The sequence below is a fragment of the Candidimonas humi genome (assembly GCF_019166065.1).
GTDB lineage: Bacteria > Pseudomonadota > Gammaproteobacteria > Burkholderiales > Burkholderiaceae_B > Candidimonas > Candidimonas humi.
Genome location: NZ_JAHTBN010000001.1, coordinates 250,021 through 269,310, shown reverse-complemented (window position 1 = coordinate 269,310; position 19,290 = coordinate 250,021). Strand labels below are relative to the sequence as shown.

Annotated in this window: 17 protein-coding genes; 7 read left to right on the top strand and 10 right to left on the bottom strand. The window is 65.6% G+C overall.

From position 1 onward, the window contains the following. The first annotated feature begins 72 nt into the window (after positions 1-72). Complete coding sequence (locus KVP10_RS01185) at positions 73-1,506, top strand: MFS transporter (RefSeq protein ID WP_217962634.1); 1,434 nt, start codon at positions 73-75, stop codon at positions 1,504-1,506. 128 nt (positions 1,507-1,634) lie between these two features. On the opposite strand, the gene KVP10_RS01180 is transcribed toward KVP10_RS01185, so the two are convergent. Both KVP10_RS01180 and KVP10_RS01175 read right to left on the bottom strand, forming a co-directional pair. After that, positions 1,635-2,771: a glycerate kinase gene (locus KVP10_RS01180; RefSeq protein WP_217962633.1), complete on the bottom strand. Its 1,137-nt coding sequence runs from the start codon at positions 2,769-2,771 to the stop codon at positions 1,635-1,637. Between the two features lie 104 nt (positions 2,772-2,875). Further along, complete coding sequence (locus tag KVP10_RS01175; RefSeq protein ID WP_217962632.1) at positions 2,876-3,856, bottom strand: D-2-hydroxyacid dehydrogenase; 981 nt, start codon at positions 3,854-3,856, stop codon at positions 2,876-2,878. 183 nt (positions 3,857-4,039) lie between these two features. Between KVP10_RS01175 and KVP10_RS01170 the strand changes: the two genes are divergently transcribed. Further along, a complete protein-coding gene (locus tag KVP10_RS01170) occupies positions 4,040-5,977 on the top strand; it encodes a S9 family peptidase (protein ID WP_217962631.1) in 1,938 nt (645 codons plus the stop codon). A gap of 218 nt (positions 5,978-6,195) precedes the next feature. Further along, positions 6,196-6,804: a glutathione S-transferase family protein gene (locus KVP10_RS01165; protein WP_217962630.1), complete on the top strand. Its 609-nt coding sequence runs from the start codon at positions 6,196-6,198 to the stop codon at positions 6,802-6,804. 30 nt (positions 6,805-6,834) lie between these two features. Here KVP10_RS01165 and KVP10_RS01160 read toward each other — a convergent pair whose 3' ends face one another. The 6 genes from KVP10_RS01160 to proC form a co-directional block, all read right to left on the bottom strand. Beyond that, a complete protein-coding gene (locus KVP10_RS01160; RefSeq protein ID WP_217962629.1) occupies positions 6,835-7,536 on the bottom strand; it encodes an ABC transporter ATP-binding protein in 702 nt (233 codons plus the stop codon). Then, positions 7,537-8,307, bottom strand: a complete 771-nt coding sequence (livG, locus tag KVP10_RS01155) for a high-affinity branched-chain amino acid ABC transporter ATP-binding protein LivG (protein ID WP_217962628.1) — start codon at positions 8,305-8,307, stop codon at positions 7,537-7,539. Then, positions 8,304-9,536 (bottom strand): high-affinity branched-chain amino acid ABC transporter permease LivM, encoded by a 1,233-nt coding sequence (locus tag KVP10_RS01150; RefSeq protein WP_217962627.1) that lies wholly within the window; start codon positions 9,534-9,536, stop codon positions 8,304-8,306. The genes livG and KVP10_RS01150 overlap by 4 nt, the downstream gene beginning before the upstream one ends. Then, positions 9,533-10,459, bottom strand: coding sequence for a high-affinity branched-chain amino acid ABC transporter permease LivH (livH, locus tag KVP10_RS01145; protein WP_217962626.1), 927 nt, complete (start codon positions 10,457-10,459; stop codon positions 9,533-9,535). The genes KVP10_RS01150 and livH overlap by 4 nt, the downstream gene beginning before the upstream one ends. Before the next feature lie 229 nt (positions 10,460-10,688). Continuing rightward, positions 10,689-11,294, bottom strand: coding sequence for a VUT family protein (locus KVP10_RS01140; protein ID WP_217962625.1), 606 nt, complete (start codon positions 11,292-11,294; stop codon positions 10,689-10,691). Then, positions 11,291-12,124: a pyrroline-5-carboxylate reductase gene (gene proC / locus KVP10_RS01135; protein WP_217962624.1), complete on the bottom strand. Its 834-nt coding sequence runs from the start codon at positions 12,122-12,124 to the stop codon at positions 11,291-11,293. The genes KVP10_RS01140 and proC overlap by 4 nt, the downstream gene beginning before the upstream one ends. 272 nt (positions 12,125-12,396) lie before the next feature. Between proC and ugpB the strand changes: the two genes are divergently transcribed. The 4 genes from ugpB (at position 12,397) to KVP10_RS01115 (ending at position 16,898) form a co-directional block, all read left to right on the top strand. Next, positions 12,397-13,704 carry a sn-glycerol-3-phosphate ABC transporter substrate-binding protein UgpB gene (gene ugpB, locus KVP10_RS01130; protein ID WP_217962623.1) on the top strand — a complete coding sequence of 436 codons (1,308 nt, stop codon included), beginning with the start codon at positions 12,397-12,399 and terminating at the stop codon, positions 13,702-13,704. 192 nt (positions 13,705-13,896) lie between these two features. Then, positions 13,897-14,778 (top strand): sn-glycerol-3-phosphate ABC transporter permease UgpA, encoded by an 882-nt coding sequence (gene ugpA, locus KVP10_RS01125; RefSeq protein WP_217962622.1) that lies wholly within the window; start codon positions 13,897-13,899, stop codon positions 14,776-14,778. Positions 14,779-14,813: 35 nt separating this feature from the next. Then, positions 14,814-15,656: a sn-glycerol-3-phosphate ABC transporter permease UgpE gene (gene ugpE, locus KVP10_RS01120; RefSeq protein ID WP_217962621.1), complete on the top strand. Its 843-nt coding sequence runs from the start codon at positions 14,814-14,816 to the stop codon at positions 15,654-15,656. A 156-nt stretch (positions 15,657-15,812) separates the two neighbouring features. After that, positions 15,813-16,898, top strand: coding sequence for a sn-glycerol-3-phosphate import ATP-binding protein UgpC (locus KVP10_RS01115; protein WP_217962620.1), 1,086 nt, complete (start codon positions 15,813-15,815; stop codon positions 16,896-16,898). Between the two features lie 206 nt (positions 16,899-17,104). On the opposite strand, the gene KVP10_RS01110 is transcribed toward KVP10_RS01115, so the two are convergent. Continuing rightward, positions 17,105-18,235 (bottom strand): branched-chain amino acid ABC transporter substrate-binding protein, encoded by a 1,131-nt coding sequence (locus KVP10_RS01110; RefSeq protein WP_217962619.1) that lies wholly within the window; start codon positions 18,233-18,235, stop codon positions 17,105-17,107. A 63-nt stretch (positions 18,236-18,298) separates the two neighbouring features. Continuing rightward, a complete protein-coding gene (locus KVP10_RS01105; RefSeq protein WP_217962618.1) occupies positions 18,299-19,255 on the bottom strand; it encodes a LysR substrate-binding domain-containing protein in 957 nt (318 codons plus the stop codon). Positions 19,256-19,290 lie beyond the last annotated feature (35 nt).

Sequence of the window (19,290 nt, the reverse complement as noted above, 5' to 3'; positions counted from 1 at the left end):
TTTGCATCGCAAAGACGAGAGTAGCATGGCGCCTCCAGTCGGCAAGTCCGATCGTCTCTCGAGGCAAATTTCATGACTACGCAATCTTCCTGCACTGCCGCCGCTGCCGTATATCCGGCCCCGGCGCGGGCCGCCGCCCAGGCCCGGGGTGCAGGCCCCTGGCCGCTGCTGGCCGTGGCCCTGGGCTTCGTCATGGCCATGCTCGATGTCACCGTCGTCAACGTGGCCCTGACGCATATCCAGACGAGCCTGCACATGAGCCTGGCGGGCCTGGTCTGGGTCGTGGACGGCTACACACTGGCCTTCGCCGCCCTGCTGCTGGTCGGCGGCGCCCTGGCCAACCGCTACGGCGCACGCAATGCCTACCTGGCGGGGCTGGCCCTGTTCGTCGCCGCCTCCGCCTTGTGCGGCGCGGCGCCCACGGCTGCCGTGCTGGTCGGCGCGCGCCTGTTGCAAGGCATGGGCGCAGCGCTGTTCATGCCCGCCTCGCTGAGCCTGCTGAACCAGGCCTATCCGGAGGACGCCGCGCGCATCCGCGTGCTGGCGCTGTGGTCCGCCATCGTCTCGGTGGCGGCCGCCACCGGTCCGCTGGTGGGCGGCATTGTCGTCGCCGCGGCAGGCTGGCGCTGCATTTTCTGGCTCAACATACCCATAGGCATCGTGGGCGCAATCATGAGCCTGCGCTTTCTCCAGGCATCGCCCCGGCACACCCAGGCGCTGAACGGCGCCGGCCATGCCTTGGCCATGACGGGGCTGGCGAGCGTCGCCTTCGCGCTGATCGAGGGCTCGACCTATGGCTGGACCTCCGCGCCCATCTTGGCGGCGGCCGCGCTCGGCGGGACGAGCCTGGCGCTATTCGCGCTGCGCGAGAGGCGCGCGGCGGCTCCCATTGTTCCGCGGGAACTGCAGGACGACAGGCGCTTCGTCGCGATCAATGGCGTGGGGCTGTTCATCAATATCGGCGGCTTCGGCGGCCTGTTTTTCGTAAGCCTGTACCTGCAGGACGCGCTGCATGCCAATGCCTGGCATACTGGCCTCGCCCTGCTGCCGCTGATGGCCATGTTCACTATCGGCAACTTGCTCTCGGGCCGCGTCAGTGCACGCTGGAGCCCGCGCGTCACGATGCTGGCCGGCCTGTCGGTCGCGGCGCTGCTGTCCGCCGTCCTGGCGGCGGGCGCGGCGCACATGCCCTATGGGGTTTTCGCCGTGCTGATGGCGCTGGCCAATCTGGGCTGCGGCCTGGCCATACCGGCCATGACGGTCACCATGATGCAGCTCGGCGGCCAGCATCATGCCAACATCGCCGCGGCTGCGCTCAATGCCAATCGACAGGTCGGCGTGCTAGTGGGCGTGGCGGCGATGGGCGTGGCCCTGCACGGGCTGGCAACTTGGCCGGCCAGGCTGGAAATCTGCTTCAGCCTGATCGCCGTGGCCTATCTGGCGGCCATGCTGATCGTCGCCAGGAGCCTGCCCGCCGCGGCGGGCATGGGCAGCGCCGCACGTTGACCGGGCTTGCGCCGGCCGGCGGGCACACGGGCCGCCGCCGGCCAGGGCTTATGCGCGCGCCGCGTGCGGTGCGGGCCCGCGCAGCAGACCGCCCCGGGCTACGCTCGGGGCCCGCATATCGAGGGAAATCACGATGCGGCGCTCGCCCGCCAGGCGCGGACGATGTCGCCGGCGCGCTGGCGCAGGTAGTGCGGGGCTTCGCGGCAGGCCTGCTCCAGCGTCACCGGCCCCGGGGCCAGGCTGAAGGCGGCAGTGATGCCGGCAGCGTACACGGCCTCGTAGCCCGGGCCGAGGGATCCGGCCAGAGCGAACACAGGTATGCCCAGGCGCTGCGCATAGCGCGCCACCCCTACGGGCGTCTTGCCATGCGGGGTCTGGGCATCCATGCGCCCTTCTCCGGTGAAAACCAGGTCGGCGCCTTGCAAGGCGGCGGGCAGGCCGGCCAGTTCGGCCACCAGCTCGGCGCCGGGCCGGAAGCTCGCATCCAGGAACTGCCTGATCGCATAGCCCAGCCCACCCGCCGCACCGGCGCCCGGGGTGTTCCGTTCGTCCCTGCCCATGGCTGCCGCGCACACGTCGGCGAAATGCGCCAGCGCGGCGTCCAGTTCCTCGACCTGTTGCGCATCGGCGCCCTTCTGCGGGCCGAACACCGCCGATGCGCCCTGCGGGCCGCACAAGGGGTTGTTGACGTCCATGGCCACTTCGAATTCGGTATGCGCCAAGCGCGGGTCCATGCCCTCGCGCGCCAGCACATGCAGGCCTCGCAAGGCGGATCCGCCCGGCCCCAGGTCCTGTCCCGCCGCATCCAGCAAGCGCAAGCCCAGCGCCTGCAGCATGCCCGCGCCGCCGTCGTTGCAGGCGCTGCCTCCCAGGCCTATAGTGATGCGCCGCGCGCCGGCATCGAGCGCCTGCAGGACGAGCTGCCCGACGCCGTAGCTGGTGGCGCGCAAGGCATTGCGCTGGTCCGGCTCGATCTGCTCGAGCCCCGCGGCGGCGGCGATTTCGATGAAGGCCGAGCCGTCGGGCAGCAAGGCCCATTCGGCCTCCCGGTCGCGGCCATTGGCGTCGCGTACTGCGGCCTTGCGCAGTTCGGCGCCGGTCGCCGCGGCCACCGCGGCCAGCGAACCCTCGCCGCCGTCGGCCATGGGCACGCAGACGGTCTGCGCCTGCGGCAGCGCGTCGAGCACGCCGGCTTCTATGGCGCGCGCGACTTCGGCCGCGCTCAGGCTTTCCTTGTATGAATCGGGGGCTATGACGATGCGCATGTTCGCTGCTTATAAAGAAAAGAAGGAAGGTATCGAGGGTGTCGGGCTACGAAGGAATCGAAGGATCCACGCGAATCGCTGACCAGCCATGGCCGCGCAAAACGTCAAGCCGCAACGGCCGCGACCACATTGCGCGGCTCGCCGCGGCAGTATGCCTCGATATTGCCTATGAGCTGGTCGGCCAGCACCTGCACGGCTTCGTCGCTGGCCCACGCCACGTGCGGGGTAAGAATAAAATTGGGCAGTTCCAGCAAGCGCATCAGGATGCTGTCGGCGGCGGGAGGCTCGGGGGTGGCCACATCGAAGCCGGCGCCCGCCAGGCGGCCGCCGCGCAGCGCCCGCTCCAGCGCCGCCTCGTCCACCAGGCCGCCGCGCGCGGTATTCACCAGCAGCGGCCGGCGCTGCATGCGCGCGAATTCCGCCTCGCCTATCATGCCGCGCGTCTGCTCGTTCAGCGGGCAATGCAGGCTGATGACATCGCTTTGTTCCAGCACTTGCTCGAACGGCGTGTAAGGCGCCGCGGGCTGCGCCTGCCCCTTGCGGCCGGCGAACAGCACCCGCATGCCCAGGGCGCGGCCAATGTCCGCCACGGCCTGCCCGAGCACGCCGGAGCCTATCAGCCCCAGCGTGGAGCCGGCCAGGTCGCGGATGGGATAGTCGAAATAGCAGAACTGGGCGGCCTGCTGCCAGCGCCCCGCCTTGACCGACTCGCGATAGGCGACGATGCTGCGCCGCAGGGCGAAAATCAGCGCGAAAGTGTGTTCCGGCACGGTATGCACGGCATAGCCGCGTATATTGGACACCACGATGCCGCGCCGCGCGCAGGCTTGCAGGTCGACCATATCGGTACCGGTGGCCGCCACTGCGATCATCTTCAAGTCCGGCGCCTGGTCCAGCGCCTCGCCCGGCAGCGGCGCCTTGTTGCTGATGACAATGTCGGCCGCGGCGATGCGCGCCGCCACTTCGTCCTTGCGCGTGCGGTCGTACACCGTCAGCTGGTGCGGAAAGGACAAAGTACGCAATACCGTTTGCGGCGAAATCGTGTCGCGGTCCAGAAAAACGACACGCAAGGGGCGAGCTATCATGGGGTTCCCGGAAGGCATACCGGCGCGGTGCGCGCCAAGTGCAAACCGCGGCGCAGCGCCCCGGCCTATAGAGTGATTGAGTATTATAGTTAGCAAAATGCGGGGCGCCGCGCGATACCAGCGGCGCACGCCTCTCGCGGCGAAAAGCGCGCCCACGCATCGCCGATCACCTACGGATACCCTATGTTCCCGAACCGATTATTCAAGCCGCTGTTCCGTTCGTCCGCGGTGCCGGAATCCGCGGCCGCCGCGCCGGGCCTGCCGCCCCGCTACCCCATAGAAGACTTTTTCCGCAACCCCGATCGGGGCTTTTACCGCCTGTCGGAAGACGGCGCCACGCTGGCATTCATGGAGCCGGTATCCATAGACGGGCAGCCGGCGCGCATGAACATATTCGTACAGGCGCTACAGGGCAGCCGCCTCGTGGGCGAACCGCGGCGCCTGACGTCCGAGACACTGCGCGACATAGGCCAGTTCTTCTGGAAAGGCTCGCACACTATTCTGTACGCCAAGGATTTCAATGGCGACGAGAACTTCCACGTGCTCGCCGTGGACGTCGCCAGCGGCGCCGTCACCGACCTTACCCCTTTCGAGGGGGTGCGGGCCGGGGTCGAGGACGACCTGCCGGACGACCCGCAGCATATACTCATCGGCCACAACGGCCGCAACCCGGAAGTGTTCGACGTCTATCGCGCCGACATCCGCAGCGGCGAGCTGCAGCAAGTGGCCGAGAACCCGGGCAATATCGTCGGCTGGCAGACCGACCATGCGGGCCGGGTGCGCGTGGCGATAGCCAGCGACGGGCTGCGCACCACCGTGCTGTATCGCGAAGATGAAGGCGACGCCTTCAGGGCCATTGTCGACACCGATTTCCGCACTTCGGTCAGCCCCGTGTTCTTCGACTTCGACGACAAGTCGCTGTATGCGCTGAGCAATCGCGGGCGCGATCTGCTGGCGCTGGTGCGCATCGACCCGCAAGCGCCCGACGAGGAACACCTGGTGTACGGCGCCGACAGCGTCGACCTCGACGGCGCCTCTTATTCGCGGCTGCGCAAGGTGCTGACGGCGGCCGTCTACCAGACCGACAAGCCGCAATACCATTTTTTCGACGAGCTCAGCCGGAAGCGCTACGAGCAGGTGCGCGCGCTATTGCCCGGCTACGAGATCGCATTCCAGGACGCCACGCGCGACGAGACCAAGTTCATCGTCGCAGCCTATAGCGACAGGACGCCGGGCAGCCGCCATATCTACGATGCGAACACCGGCGAAGTGAGCAAGCTGGGCGACATCAACCCGCGGCTGCGCGAACAGGACATGGCGCAGGTGCGCCCGATACGCTACCGCAGCCGCGACGGCTTGTGGATCCACGGCTACCTGACCCTGCCGCCGGGGCGCCCGGCGCAGGCGCTGCCTTGCGTGGTCAATCCGCACGGCGGCCCCTGGGCGCGCGACGGCTGGGGTTTCAATCCGGAAGCGCAGTTCCTGGCCAACCGCGGCTATTGCGTGCTGCAAATGAATTTCCGCGGCTCCACCGGCTACGGCCGCCGCTTCTGGGAAGCCAGCTTCGGCCAATGGGGCCTGGCCATGCAGGACGACATTACCGATGGCGTGCAGTGGCTGATCGGCCAAGGCATCGCCGACCCCTCGCGCATCGCCATCTACGGCGGCAGCTACGGCGGCTACGCCACCTTGGCGGGCATCACGTGCACGCCGGACCTGTACGCCGCGGCGGTGGACTATGTGGGGGTGTCGAACCTGCTGACTTTCCTCAACACCATTCCGCCGTACTGGAAGCCCATGCTCGAGAAAATGCACAGCATGGTGGGCGATCCGGAACGCGACCGCGAACGGCTGGAGGCCACGTCGCCCGCGCTGAACGCGGGGCGCATCCGCACGCCCTTGCTGATCGCCCAGGGTGCGCACGACCCGCGCGTGAACAAGGACGAAAGCGACCAGATGGTGACAGCGCTGCGCGCACGCGGCGTCGAAGTGGAATACATCGTAAAGGACAACGAAGGGCACGGCTTCCATAACGACGAGAACAAGTTCGAGTTCTACGACCGCATGGAGAAATTCCTCGACTTGCACCTGCGCTCCGATGCCGGCGAAGGCGAGTCTTGACGCCGCTGATAAGATAGTCGACAGTCGCAGCGCCCCGGATCACGAGGCTTGCGCCAGACCGGCGCGGACGCTGCGGCCATCCGGATTCCCGCAATTTCCCGGCAACAGCAAGATAGCATTCCGACATGAAGGAGGACGCGGAACAGGGCCACGCATCTGCTCGTGGCGCGCTATCCCGCCCCGGCGCACAGGCCCGGGGTATTCCGCGCAATGCGTATATGAAACTGTATTACCTGCCCGGCGCCTGCCCGCTGGCCACCCAGATCGTGCTGGAATGGACCGCCACCCCCTATGAGCTGCAAGCCGTCAGCCGCAGCGAAATCAAGGAGCCTGCCTACCTGGCCTTGAACCCCCTGGGCTCGGTGCCCGTGCTGGTGGACGGCGACTTCGTCCTGACGCAAAGCGCGGCGACGCTGGAATACGTGGCTGACCTGCATCCCAAGGCCGGCCTGGTCGGGGACACCCCGCGCCAGCGCGCCGAGACGCATCGCTGGCTGGGCTTCTGCAATTCCGACCTGCACCGCACTTTCAGCCTGGTCTTCGGCCCCGCGGCCTATGCCGACAGCGATGCCGGACAGAAAGAACTGGCCGAGAAGGCTTCCGCGCGCGTGGTGTTCCTGTTCAGCGTCGTCGACAAGCAACTGGCGGGCCGGGACTGGCTGACCGGCCTGCGCTCGATCGCCGACCCCTACCTGTACACCATTACCCGCTGGGCCAAGGCCAAGAAGCTCGACATCGGCGGCCTGGCCAATCTGCAGGCCCACTACGACCGCTTGCATGCCGATGCCGGCGTACAGGCAGCCCTCAAGAAACAGGGCCTGGAGTAATCGCGGACCCGGGCGCGCATCGCGCCCGTCTCAAGCGCCCAGATAGGCGCGCCGCACCTCGTCGTTGCTCAGCAGCCTGGCTCCGGTATCGGCCAGGATCACCCTGCCGGTTTCCAGCACGTAGCCGCGGTCGGCGATCTGCAGGGCCTTGTGCGCATTCTGCTCGACCAGGAACACGGTCACGCCCTGCTGCCGTATGGCCTGGATGATCTCGAAGATATGGGCAATGATCAGCGGCGCCAGCCCCAAGGTGGGTTCGTCCAGCAGCAGCAGCTTGGGGCGGGTCATCAGCGCCCGCCCGATCGCCAGCATCTGCTGCTCGCCGCCGGACATGGTGCCCGCCCGCTGGCGGGCGCGTTCCTTCAGGCGCGGGAACAAGGTATATACATGATCGATACCTTCGGCCACGCCGGCCTTGTCCAGGAAAAAGCCGCCCATCTGCAGGTTTTCGGTGACGCTCAAGTCCGGGAATACCCGGCGCCCTTCGGGTGAAATGGCGATGCCGCGCCGCATGATGGCGTGCGTGTCGTCGCCGGTGATGTCCTGCCCTTCGAAGCTGATGCGCCCGCTGCGCGCGCGAGGCGAGCCGCAAACCGTCATCAGCAGCGTGGTCTTGCCCGCGCCGTTGGAGCCGATCAGCGTGACGATCTCGCCTTTGTTGACATCGATCGACACGCCGTCCAGGGCCTGGATAGCTCCGTAATAGGTGTGCACGTTTTCCAGCTTGAGCACTTATTCTTCCCCCAGATAGGCCTTGATGACCCGCGGGTCGGCCCGCACTTCGGCGGGCAGGCCCGTCATGATGGGCCTGCCGTGCTCCATGACCAGGATGCGGTCGGACACCCCCATGACCAGGCTCATGTCGTGCTCGATCAACAACACCGCCACGTTGAATTCCTTGCGCAGGCGATCGATGAGCCGCTGCAGGTCGTGCTTTTCCTGGGGGTTCAGGCCCGCGGCGGGCTCGTCCAGCATCAGCAGGCGCGGCCGGGTGATCATGCAGCGCGCGATTTCCAGGCGGCGCTGGTGCCCGTAGGCGAGATTGCCGGCTTCGCGGTTGGCGTATTCGCGTATGCCCATGAAGTTCAGCCACTGCACGGCGTTTTCCAGAGCGCCGCGTTCGGAGCGGCGATAAGAAGGCACTTTGAACAGGCCTTGCAGAAAACCGGTCTGCAAGCGCATGTGCTGCGCCACCAGCAGGTTCTCGAGCACGGTGAGCTGCTTGAACAGGCGCACATTCTGGAAGGTGCGCACCAGGCCTTGCTGCGCCACCTTGTGGCTGGCCAGCCCGTTGATGCGGCGTCCTTCCAGGAATATCGAACCGCCGCTGGGCTTGTAGAAACCGCCCACGCAGTTGAACACTGTGGTCTTGCCCGCGCCGTTGGGCCCTATGATGGCGAAGACCTCGTCGCCGCCTACTTCGAATTCGACGCCGTCCACGGCCAGCAGGCCGCCGAAGCGCATGCTCAGGCCCGACACTTTCAGCAGCGCTGCGCCCGTCATGCCGGCAACTCCACCTGCGGGCGCTTGACCGGCAGCAAGCCCTGCGGGCGCCACATCATCATCAGCACCATCACCAGGCCGAAGATCAGCATGCGATATTGCGCGAATTCGCGCGCCAATTCAGGCACGACCGTCAGGATGATGGCAGCAAGAATGACGCCAACCTGCGAGCCCATGCCGCCCAGCACCACGATGGACAGGATCAGGGCCGATTCGATGAAGGTGAAGGATTCCGGATTGACCAGCCCCTGGCGCGCCGCGAAGAAGGCGCCGCCCAGCCCGGCGAACATGGCCCCCATGGTGAAGGCCGACAGCTTGATGCGCGTGGGGTTCAAGCCCAGGGAACGGCAGGCGATCTCGTCTTCGCGCAAGGCTTCCCAGGCCCGGCCTATGGGCATGCGGATCACGCGCGAGGACACGAACAGGGCCAGCAGCGCCAGCAGCAGCGCGGTCAGGTAGAGATAGATGACCACGTCGTTGGGATTGAAATTCCAGCCCATCAACTGGTGGAAGGTCGTCTCGCCGCGCGGGGCGCGTCGCACCATGGCATAGCCGAAGAGAGTCGGCTTGGGTATGCTGGAGATGCCGTCGGGGCCGCCGGTCAGGGGATACAGGTTGATGAGCAGCAGGCGGATGATCTCGCCGAAGCCCAGGGTGACGATCGCCAGATAATCGCCGCGCAGGCGCAGCACCGGAAAGCCCAGGGCAAAGCCGAACAGCGCCGCGAACAGGCCCGACAGCGGCAGGGCTTCCCAGAAGCCCCAGCCCGCCCAGTGATACAACAGCCCATAGGTATAGGCGCCCACCGCGTAGAAACCGACAAAGCCCAGGTCCAGCAAGCCGGCAAAGCCCACCACGATGTTCAGGCCCAGCCCCAGCAGCACGTAGATCAGCACCAGCGTGGCCAGGTCGACCTGCGCCCTGCCGGTGAAAAAAGGCCAGATGGCCGCGAAGACCACCAGGGCGCACAGCATCCGGCGGCGGCCGCGATCCCCCAGCACGGGCATGCGCAGGCGGGCGCGGCCGCGTACGCCCGGCAGTTTCGCCGCCAGCGGCCGCAGAAGCTGGAATACGAAGACGATGGTCATGCCGGCCACGATCATGATCCAGTCGGGCTGCAATTGCGTCTGCATGCCGCGGCGCACGATTTGCAGCCCGAATATCGGGGCGATGATGACGCCGGCCATGACGGCGGCGATCAAGGCATGCGTGACATTGCGGCCCTTCATACCTTCTCCACCTCGGGCTTGCCCAGCAGCCCGGTGGGCCGGAACAGCAGGATCAGCACCAGCAGCGCGAAAGCCACGATGTCCTTGTACTGGGAAGAGATATAGGCCGCAGACAGCGTCTCGGCCAGGCCGAGCAGCACCCCGCCCAGCATCGCACCCGGCACGCTGCCTATGCCGCCCAGCACGGCGGCGGTAAAGGCCTTGATGCCGGCCAGGAAGCCGATGAAGGGGTTGAGCTTGCCGATGGCCAGGGCGATCAGCACACCGCCTACCGCGGCCAGCATCGCGCCGATGACGAAGGTGAAGGAAATGATGCGGTTGGTGTCTATGCCCAGCAGGTTGGCCATGTGCATGTCCTGCGAGCAGGCGCGCGAGGCGCGGCCGGTGCGGGAATACTTGATGAACAAGGTCAGGGCGATCATCAGCAGCACTGTCACGGCAATGATCATGATGCGCGCGTAGGGCACCGAGACGCGGAAGTCCGGGCTCATGTTGAACTGCACCGACCCGCTGATGAGCGCCGGCACCGCCATGTCGCGGGCGCCCTGCCCGATCGCCACCCAGTTCTCGAGGAAGATCGACATGCCTATGGCGGAGATCAGCGCCACCAGCCGCGGGCTCTTGCGCAGCGGCGCGTAGGCCACTTTCTCGATCGCGTAGCCGTAGACCGCGGTGACGCCGGCCGCCACCACCAGCATGGCCAGCACCAGCAAGGGCAGCGGCAGGCCGCTGTGCACCCCCACCGCCGACAGGGTCACCAGCCCGACATAGGCGCCGATCATGTAGATGTCGCCGTGGGCGAAGTTGATCATGCCGATGATGCCGTAGACCATGGTGTAGCCGATGGCGATCAGCGCATAGATGGCGCCCAGCGACAGGCCATTGAGCAATTGCTGAGTTAGCTCGGGAATGAAATCTGACATGCCGCAAGGCCCCCCTTTTTTACGCCTGCAAGCCTCCTCGCCGGCCTGCCTTGCAGGACGCCCGCGATTTGCGGCCGGGCGGCAAGAACGGGCATGCGCCCATACGGCGCTTGCAAACTCGCTACCTGCAAACCCGATGCCTACAAGCCTGGCAGCCGCAAGCCCGGTGCCCGTTCAGGGCGCCGCCATTTTGCAGAGCCGGGCGAGGCCAGTCACTACGGAATAGCCCCTAAATATTCTGCTGCGCCGCGACCGGAGCGGCCGTGGCGGGCCGCGCCAGGTTCCACATCATGGCCCGGAAAGGAGCCAGCATGGTGACGTTGACCGCCAGCTTGACGGCCAGGTCGCCCAGCGCCAGGGCGACCCAGTGCACGCCCGTGCCGGCAAAGGCCACGCTGAAGAATACGCAGGTGTCGAGTATGGCGCCGGCCACCCCGCCGATGAGGGGAGCGCGCCACCAGCGCTGGTCGCGCAGCCGGTCGAATACATGGATGTCGGCCAGTTGCGCGCACAAATAGGCCAGCCCCGAGGCCGCGGCGATGCGCGGCGTGGCAACCCATACGGAGACGATCAGGGCGGCCACGAAGCCCGCCACCGCCACGCGCCTAGCGGCCGGAGCCCCGAAGCGCCGGTTCAGCACGTCGGTGACCAGGAACGCCACCGGATACGACAGGCCGCCCCAGGTGAGCCAGCGGCTGATGGGGTATTGCACCAGGATGTTGGAGCCGACCACCACCACGCCCATGGCCAGCACGGCCAGCAGGAACTGTGCCGGGGTCATGGGCACATAGACTCGCCGCCGCGTTGCGGGCGAGGATGCGAGGGCCGTTTTCATGCGTCGAGCTCCCGGGCCAGTTCGGCGGCGCGATCGCGGGCCGCGACCATGGCCTGGCGCACGATGCCGGCGAAATCGCGCTGCTGGAACACGGCCAGTGCGGCGGCCGTGGTGCCTCCCTTGGAAGTGACCCTCTCGCGCAGGGTGGCGGGCGATTCGGGCGACAGCGCCGCCAGTTGCGTGGCGCCCGACAGCGTGGCCAGCGCCAGCTTGCGCGCCTGCTCGCCGTTCAGGCCGAGATCCTTGCCGCCCTGCAACAGGGCTTCCAGGAACAGGAATACATAGGCCGGCCCGCTGCCCGACAGTGCGGTAACCGCGTCCAGCGCCGCGTCGTCGTCGACCCAGACAGTCTCGCCCACCGCACGCAGCATCTGCTGGGCCACGGCGCGATCGTCTTCGGACACGCCGGGCAATGCCATCAGGCCGGTGATTCCGGCGCCGACGAGTGCCGGCGTGTTGGGCATGCAGCGCACCAGGCGCTGCCAGGGCCGGCCCGGCTCGCCCAGCCAGCGCGCCAGCGTGCCGCTGGGGATGCCCGCGGCAATGCTTATCACCAAGGTATCGGGCCGCAAAAACGGCCTGCAGGCCTGGGCGGCGGTCTTCAGGTGCTGGGGCTTGACGGCGAAGACCCAGACCCGGCAGGCGGCCAGTTGCTCGCCGGGCGCGGGCGCGGCCGTGGCGCCCTTCTCGCGCCATTGCTCGAGCACGGCCTCGGTCGGATCGATGACGTGCACATCTTGCGCTGCACAACGCTTGCCGATCAGGCCGGCAGCCAGGGCGGTGGCCATATTGCCGCCGCCTATGAAGGAAAGTTTGAGTTCGGGATTCATAGCAGCCGTATTGTACGATTTTCCGCCGGCCCGCCCATCCCGGGGCGATGCTGGCGTCGGCCGGCCCGGCTGCGGATCCGCCCGCCGCGCGGCCCTTCCGTTTTCTTTCCCCATCTTCCCATGCTCGGCCCATATGCATGGTACTTATATGCATTGACCGATAAGTCCGGTGTGGCTACATTCACGTCATCGTCACAAACGCGTCATAGACTGCTCACGAATCCGGCCGTGCACACCATTGCATGACAGGTTTTTTCAAGGAGAACAAGCTCATGAGAGCGAAACACCTAGCCTTATCCCTGGCCGGCGTACTTGCCACGCTGGGTACGGCCCACGCGGCGACGCAGATCACCTTTTGGCACGCCATGCAAGGCCCCCTGGGCGAGCGCGTCAATTCCATTGTCGACCAATTCAACAAGAGCCAGTCCGACTACGTCGTGCATGCGGTGTACAAGGGCTCGTACCCCGAAACCATGAACGCGGGCATCGCTGCCTTCCGCGGCGGCAATGCCCCCGACATCCTGCAGGTCTTCGAGGTCGGCACCGCCACCATGATGTACGCCAAGGGCGCCATCGTTCCCGTGCAGGAAATGTCCGAAAAGGCCGGCGACCCGATCGATCCCAAGCTGTTCCTCGGGGCCGTGGCCAGCTACTATTCGTCCTCGTCGGGCAAGCTGGTGTCCATGCCGTTCAACAGCTCCACGCCGGTGTTCTACTACAACAAGGACGCCTTCAAGAAGGCCGGCCTCGACCCCAACAAACCGCCCAAGACCTGGGAAGAAGTGGCCGCGGCCGGCAAGAAGCTGCGCGCCGCGGGCATGGAATGCGGCTACACCACCAATTGGCCGTCCTGGATCCAGCTCGAGAACTTCGCGGCCTGGCACAATGTGCCCTACGCTTCCGAAGACAACGGCTTCGGCGGCCTGGGCGCGCGCCTGCAGATCGACAAGCCGATCTTCGTGCGCCACATGAAGTTCCTGGCCGCCATGGCCAAGGACGGCAGCTTCACCTACGGCGGGCGCGGCGACACCGCCAATGCGCTGTTCATCTCGGGCAAGTGCGGCATGTTCACCGGGTCCAGTGGCACCCGTGCCAGCATCCTCAAGAATGGCAAGTTCGAGCTCGGCACCTCCACCCTGCCCTATTACCCCGACGTCAAGGGCGCGCCGCAGAACACCATCATCGGCGGCGCATCGCTGTGGGTCTTCGCCAACAAGAAGCCCGAGGTCTACAAGGGCATCACCAAGTTCTTCAAGTTCCTGGCCAGCCCCGAGCAAGCCGCGGCCTGGCACCAGGGCACCGGCTATGTGCCCATCACCAAGGCCGGCTACGACCTCACCAAGAAGTCGGGCTACTACGAAAAGAACCCGGGCACCGAGATCGCCGTGCAGGAACTCAATGCCAACACCACCGCGAACTCGCGCGGCGTGCGCCTGGGCTACCTGCCGCAGATCCGCGACATCGAAGACGGCGAAATGGAACAGATCTTCGCCGGCAAGGTCGATGCCAAGGCAGGCCTGGACATCATGGTCAAGCGTGGCAACGAACTGCTGGAGCGTTTCCAGAAAAGCGTGAAATAACAAGGTCGCCACGAGCGCATGCCGACAACCGCGAGGCCCCCTGGACACAGGGACATTCCTCGCGGTTTTTTTACCGAAGCCTGTCAAAATGGCATACGCATCGCCGCCCAGGCGCCTCTTTTAGCGTCAACAGGCCCTGGGCCAAGGCTATCGGCAGAAATTCGGCACCCTTAGTGCCTACAGGCCAGGAACATGGAAAAACGCGTAGTCTTCACTCATAAAGTCCTGCCCTACCTGCTGCTTGCGCCGCAGCTTGCCATTACCGTCGTGTTCTTTTTCCTGCCCGCCGGGCAGGCCATGTGGCAGTCGTTCCACATCGAAGACCCGTTCGGCCTATCCTCGCAATTCGTGGGCCTGAGCAACTTCGCCGACCTGTTCACCAATTCCGATTACATCAATTCCTTCGAGGTCACGGCCGTCTTCTCGATACTGGTAGCGGTGCTGGGCCTGAGCATCTCGCTGCTGCTGGCGGCCATGGCCGATCGCGTCGTCAAGGCCGCCGCGGTATACAAGACCCTGCTGATCTGGCCCTATGCCGTGGCCACGGCGGTGGCCGGCGTGCTCTGGACGTTCATGTTCTCGCCGTCGGTGGGCGTGATAGCGGTGTATCTCGCGCGGCTGGGCTTTGCCTGGAATCCGCGCCTGGATGGCTACGACGCCATGGCCCTGGTGGTGCTGGCTTCGGTGTGGAAACAGATTTCCTATAACTTCCTGTTCTTCCTGGCCGGCCTGCAATCCATACCGCGCTCGCTCATCGAGGCCGCGGCCATAGACGGCGCCAGCCCCTCGCGGCGCTTCTGGACCATCGTCTTCCCGCTGCTCTCGCCCACCACTTTCTTCCTGCTGGTGGTCAATGTCATCTATGCGTTCTTCGATACCTTCGCGATCATCGACATCATGACCCAGGGCGGCCCCGGCACCTCGACCGCGATCCTGGTGTACAAGGTCTATAACGCCGGCTTCAAGGGCCTGGACATCGGCTCCTCGGCATCGCAGTCGGTGATACTGATGCTGATCGTCATCGCACTGACCGTGGTTCAGTTCCGCTACATCGACCGCAAGGTCAACTACTGAGCACGCCACATACGGAACGCCACTGACGACTAGCCATGATCCAACGCCGCCCCTTCCTCGATTTCCTCGCGCACGCCATCCTGATCGTCGGCGTGGTGGTGATCGCCTTCCCGCTGTACATCACTTTCATCGCCTCGACCCAGACCATGCAGCAGGTGGCGCAGGCGCCCATGTCGCTGCTGCCGGGCAACCAGTTCCTGCACAATTACACGACGGTGCTGCTGGGCGCCGACCACAGCACGCCGCCGGTGGGCCGCATGATGTGGGTCAGCACGGTCATGGCGCTGGTCATCGCCATCGGCAAGATTGCCATCTCCATGCTGTCGGCCTTCGCGGTGGTGTATTTCCGCTTCCGCCTGCGCATGTTCTTTTTCTGGATGATCTTCGTCACCCTGATGCTGCCGGTAGAAGTGCGCATCGCCCCGACCTACAAGGTGGTGGCCGACCTGGGCATGCTCAATAGCTACGCGGGGCTGACGCTGCCGCTGATCGCCTCGGCCACCGCCACGTTCCTGTTCCGGCAGTTCTTTCTTACCGTGCCCGACGAGCTGGTCGAGGCCGCGCGCATCGACGGTGCGGGCCCGATGCGCTTCTTCAAGGACATCCTGTTCCCGCTGTCGCGCACCAGCATCGCCGCGCTGTTCGTGATCCAGTTCATCTACGGCTGGAACCAGTACCTCTGGCCGCTGATCATCACTACCCAGGAACGCATGTACCCCATCGTCATCGGCATCCGCAGCATGATCGCGGGCGGTGACAGCGTCACATCCTGGAACCTGGTGATGGCCACCGCCATCCTGGCCATGCTGCCGCCGGCGGCGGTGGTCATTCTCATGCAAAAATGGTTCGTCAAGGGCCTGGTCGATTCCGAAAAATGATGCGAACCTGCAATCAAGAAGATGACAGCGCTGCTTCGCCTTGCCGTACTATTCGTACTGCCAGCGGCTGCACGCCCAGTTCTCGTCCCGATTGCAGGCCCGCAATAAGATAAGGCCACGGGCCGCAAGCCGGCGCGCTCAATAGGAAACCCATACATGGCAACACTGAGCTTTCGCAACGTCACCAAGACCTATCCCGGCAACGTCGCCGTGATCCATGGCGTGACCCTGGATGTCTCCAATGGCGAATTCATCGTCATCGTCGGCCCATCGGGCTGCGGCAAGTCCACCCTGATGCGCATGGTGGCCGGGCTCGAAAGCATCACCAGCGGCGAGATCGCCATCGACGACAAGGTCGTCAACGAGCTGGAACCGGCCGAGCGCGATATCGCCATGGTGTTCCAGAACTATGCCCTGTATCCGCACATGTCGGTGTTCGACAACATGGCCTATGGGCTCAAGATACGCAAGTTCAGCAAGGAACAGATCCGCCAGCGCGTGGACAACGCGGCGCAGATACTCGAGCTCGAAAACCTGCTGGAACGCCGCCCTCGCCAGCTCTCCGGCGGCCAGCGCCAGCGCGTGGCCATGGGCCGCGCCATCGTGCGCGAGCCCAAGGTGTTCCTGTTCGACGAACCCTTGTCCAATCTGGATGCCAAGCTGCGCGTGCAGATGCGGCTCGAAATCCAGAAGCTGCACCGCAGGCTGGGCACCACCAGCCTGTACGTCACGCACGACCAGGTCGAGGCCATGACGCTGGCCCACCGCATGGTGGTCATGAACAAGGGCATCCCTGAACAGATCGGCACGCCCATAGAGGTATTCGAGAAGCCCGCCTCGACTTTCGTCGCGAGCTTCATAGGCTCGCCGCCCATGAACCTGCTGCCGGTGCAGATCGACGCCGACCGCCGCGTCGTCGGCGATGCCGGCAGCGCGCTCAGCATCAAGCCCGAGGCCGTGCCCGCGGCGCTGGCCGGCAAGAAGGCCATCATGGGCCTGCGGCCCGAAGACATGCAGTTGCACACGCACGGCATCCCGGTCGAGATCGAAATGGTCGAAATCCTGGGTTCCGAGCAACTAATACACGGCCGCCACGGCGACGCCCAGATCGTGCTGCGCTGCCCCGTGGGCCTGACTGCCGACCAGCCGGTGCGGGTAGGCGACAAGATCGAGGTGGGCAGCGTCTCGGGCCGCGCGCTGCACTGGTTCGACCCCGAGACCGGCAGGCGCATCGGAGACTGAAGGCCGCGCGGCAGCCGCAAGGCGCAAGCACACGGCCTGTAGAAAAAACAGCCCCTGCGATCCGCAGGGGCTTGGCTGTCTGGCAGGCTAATTGCCGCTCAGATTTTGCCGCCTGGATTTTCCAGGCACGCCGCAAGCCGCAGAGATTTGCGGCGTGGCGAGGCAGGTTCAGCCCCGGCCAGGCCGCATTCCCCGGCTGGGCCGCATTACTTGTATGCGTAGGCGGTCTTGGTGCCGTCCTTGTGCCAGGTAAAGACCTCGAACTTGAAGTTCGTCAGGTCGCCCTGCTTGTTCCAGGAGATCTTGCCCAGCGGCGTGTCGATCGCGTGGCTGTGCAGGTAGGCGGCAACCTTGGTCGGATCGTCGGCCCCTACGCCCTTGATGCCGTCGGCGATGGCCAGCAGCGCCGAATAGGCCGTAAGCTGGAACGCGCCGCTGGGGTCGCGCTTCTTGTCCTTGAAAGCCTTGACCACCGCAGCGTTGGCCGGGTTCTTGGAATAGTCGGCCGGCAGCGTCAGCAGCATGCCTTCGACGGCGGGGCCGGCGATGGCATTGATGTCTGCATTACCCACACCCTCGGGGCCCATGAAGCGCGCCTTCAGGCCCTGCTCGGCGCCCTGGCGCAGCAGCAGGCCCATTTCGGGGTGGTAGCCGCCGTAGTACACGAAGTCGGCGTCCACCGATTTCAGCTTGGTGATGACTGCCGAATAATCGCTGTCGCCGGCGTTGATGCCTTCGAACATCACGACCTTGACGCCGTCCTTTTCGAGCTCTTTCTTGACGGCGGTGGCGATGCCCTGGCCGTAGGACTGCTTGTCGTGCAGGATCGCGACGCGCTTGGGCTTGATCTGCTTGGCAATGAAGTCGGCCGCCGCGGGGCCCTGCTGGTCGTCGCGGCCTATGGTGCGGAAGATGAAGTCGTAGTTCTTGCCGTCGGTGACCGCCGGCGAAGTGGCCGAAGGCGAGATCATGACCACGCCTTCGTCGTTGTAGATGTCGGTGGCGGCGATGGTGGCGCCCGAACACACGTGGCCCACCACGTAATGGATCTTGTCGTTGACCACGCGGTTGGCAACGACCGGCCCTTGCTTGGGCTCGCAGGCGTCGTCCATGGTGACGGCGACCAGCTTCTTGCCCAGCACGCCGCCCTGGGCGTTGATCTGTTCTATGGCCGTGTCCACACCCTGCTTGACCATCTCGCCGTATTGCGTGACCGGGCCGGTGAAGGGGCCGGCAACGGCGATGCGTATGGTGTCTGCGGCGCGGGCGCTGGCCGACACCAGCATGCCTATGGCCAGGCCGAATGCGGCGGCTGCGGGGATATAGCGGATATTCATGGGAAGCCCTCCTTGTCGTGACGCTTCAAAGCATACACGAACGGCCTGGGCCCCGCAGCCGCCTCAAGCCTCGGCCAGCTCGCCCGCTTTTTCTTCCTGCAAGTAGCTCACGCCGGGCAGTTCGCACGCATATACCGCCGACACCAGGGCCTCGATGGCCGCGGGGCGCGGAAAGCTCTTGCGCCAGACCAGCACCACGCGCCGGTCCGGCACAGGCTTCTTGAAAGGGATGTAGCTCAGCAGGTCGTTGTTCAGTCCGGGCATGGAAAGCGAGCTGCTGGGCAGCACCGTCACGCCTATGCCGGCGGCAACCATGTGGCGTATGGTTTCCAGCGACGAGCCCTCGAAGGTGCGCTGGATGCCGTCGCTGGCGGCCGAATAGCGCGATAGCTCCGGGCAGACCTCGAGCACCTGGTCGCGGAAGCAGTGGCCGGTGCCCAGCAGCAGCATGGTTTCCTGCTTGAGATCCTTGGCGTCGATTTCCTTGAGCTTGGTCCAGGGGTGGTTCTTGGGCACGGCCACCACGAAGGGCTCGTCGTACAAAGGACGCATCATCAGGCCCGACTCGGGCAAGGGCAGCGCGACAATGGCGCAATCGATCTCGCCCTGGCGCAGCAGTTCGAGCAGGCGGATGGTGAAATTTTCCTGCAGCAGCAGCGGCATCTGCGGCGTGGCGGCGATCTGCGTGGGCACCAGCCTGGGCAGCAGGTACGGCCCGACGGTATGAATGACGCCAACGCGCAGCGGTCCGGCCAGGGGATCGTGGCCCTCGCGCGCGATCTCGCGCAGGTTCGCGCCCTCTTCCAGCACGCGCTGCGCCTGCGCCACCACCTTCAGCCCTATCGGCGTCACCCCGACTTCGGTGCCGCCGCGCTCGAACAGCACTACGCCCAATTCGTCCTCGAGCTTGCGGATGGCCACCGACAGCGTGGGCTGGCTGACGAAACAGGCTTCCGCCGCGCGCCCGAAGTGGCGCTCGCGCGCCACGGCCACTATGTATTTCAATTCGGTCAGGGTCATATCTGCATCCTGCAATGGCAAATTCTGCGATGGGC

Excerpts from the sequence above, each read along its gene's own strand:
- KVP10_RS01185 (WP_217962634.1), top strand. The coding sequence starts at position 73 with ATGACTACGCAATCTTCCTGCACTGCCGCCGCTGCCGTATATCCGGCC.
- KVP10_RS01175 (WP_217962632.1), bottom strand. The coding sequence starts at position 3,856 with ATGATAGCTCGCCCCTTGCGTGTCGTTTTTCTGGACCGCGACACGATT.
- KVP10_RS01165 (WP_217962630.1), top strand. The coding sequence starts at position 6,196 with ATGAAACTGTATTACCTGCCCGGCGCCTGCCCGCTGGCCACCCAGATC.
- livG (WP_217962628.1), bottom strand. The coding sequence starts at position 8,307 with ATGACGGGCGCAGCGCTGCTGAAAGTGTCGGGCCTGAGCATGCGCTTC.
- KVP10_RS01115 (WP_217962620.1), top strand. The coding sequence starts at position 15,813 with ATGGCAACACTGAGCTTTCGCAACGTCACCAAGACCTATCCCGGCAAC.
- KVP10_RS01150 (WP_217962627.1), bottom strand. The coding sequence starts at position 9,536 with ATGAAGGGCCGCAATGTCACGCATGCCTTGATCGCCGCCGTCATGGCC.
- KVP10_RS01105 (WP_217962618.1), bottom strand. The coding sequence starts at position 19,255 with ATGACCCTGACCGAATTGAAATACATAGTGGCCGTGGCGCGCGAGCGC.
- ugpB (WP_217962623.1), top strand. The coding sequence starts at position 12,397 with ATGAGAGCGAAACACCTAGCCTTATCCCTGGCCGGCGTACTTGCCACG.
- KVP10_RS01180 (WP_217962633.1), bottom strand. The coding sequence starts at position 2,771 with ATGCGCATCGTCATAGCCCCCGATTCATACAAGGAAAGCCTGAGCGCG.
- livH (WP_217962626.1), bottom strand. The coding sequence starts at position 10,459 with ATGTCAGATTTCATTCCCGAGCTAACTCAGCAATTGCTCAATGGCCTG.
- proC (WP_217962624.1), bottom strand. The coding sequence starts at position 12,124 with ATGAATCCCGAACTCAAACTTTCCTTCATAGGCGGCGGCAATATGGCC.
- ugpE (WP_217962621.1), top strand. The coding sequence starts at position 14,814 with ATGATCCAACGCCGCCCCTTCCTCGATTTCCTCGCGCACGCCATCCTG.
- ugpA (WP_217962622.1), top strand. The coding sequence starts at position 13,897 with ATGGAAAAACGCGTAGTCTTCACTCATAAAGTCCTGCCCTACCTGCTG.
- KVP10_RS01140 (WP_217962625.1), bottom strand. The coding sequence starts at position 11,294 with ATGAAAACGGCCCTCGCATCCTCGCCCGCAACGCGGCGGCGAGTCTAT.
- KVP10_RS01110 (WP_217962619.1), bottom strand. The coding sequence starts at position 18,235 with ATGAATATCCGCTATATCCCCGCAGCCGCCGCATTCGGCCTGGCCATA.
- KVP10_RS01170 (WP_217962631.1), top strand. The coding sequence starts at position 4,040 with ATGTTCCCGAACCGATTATTCAAGCCGCTGTTCCGTTCGTCCGCGGTG.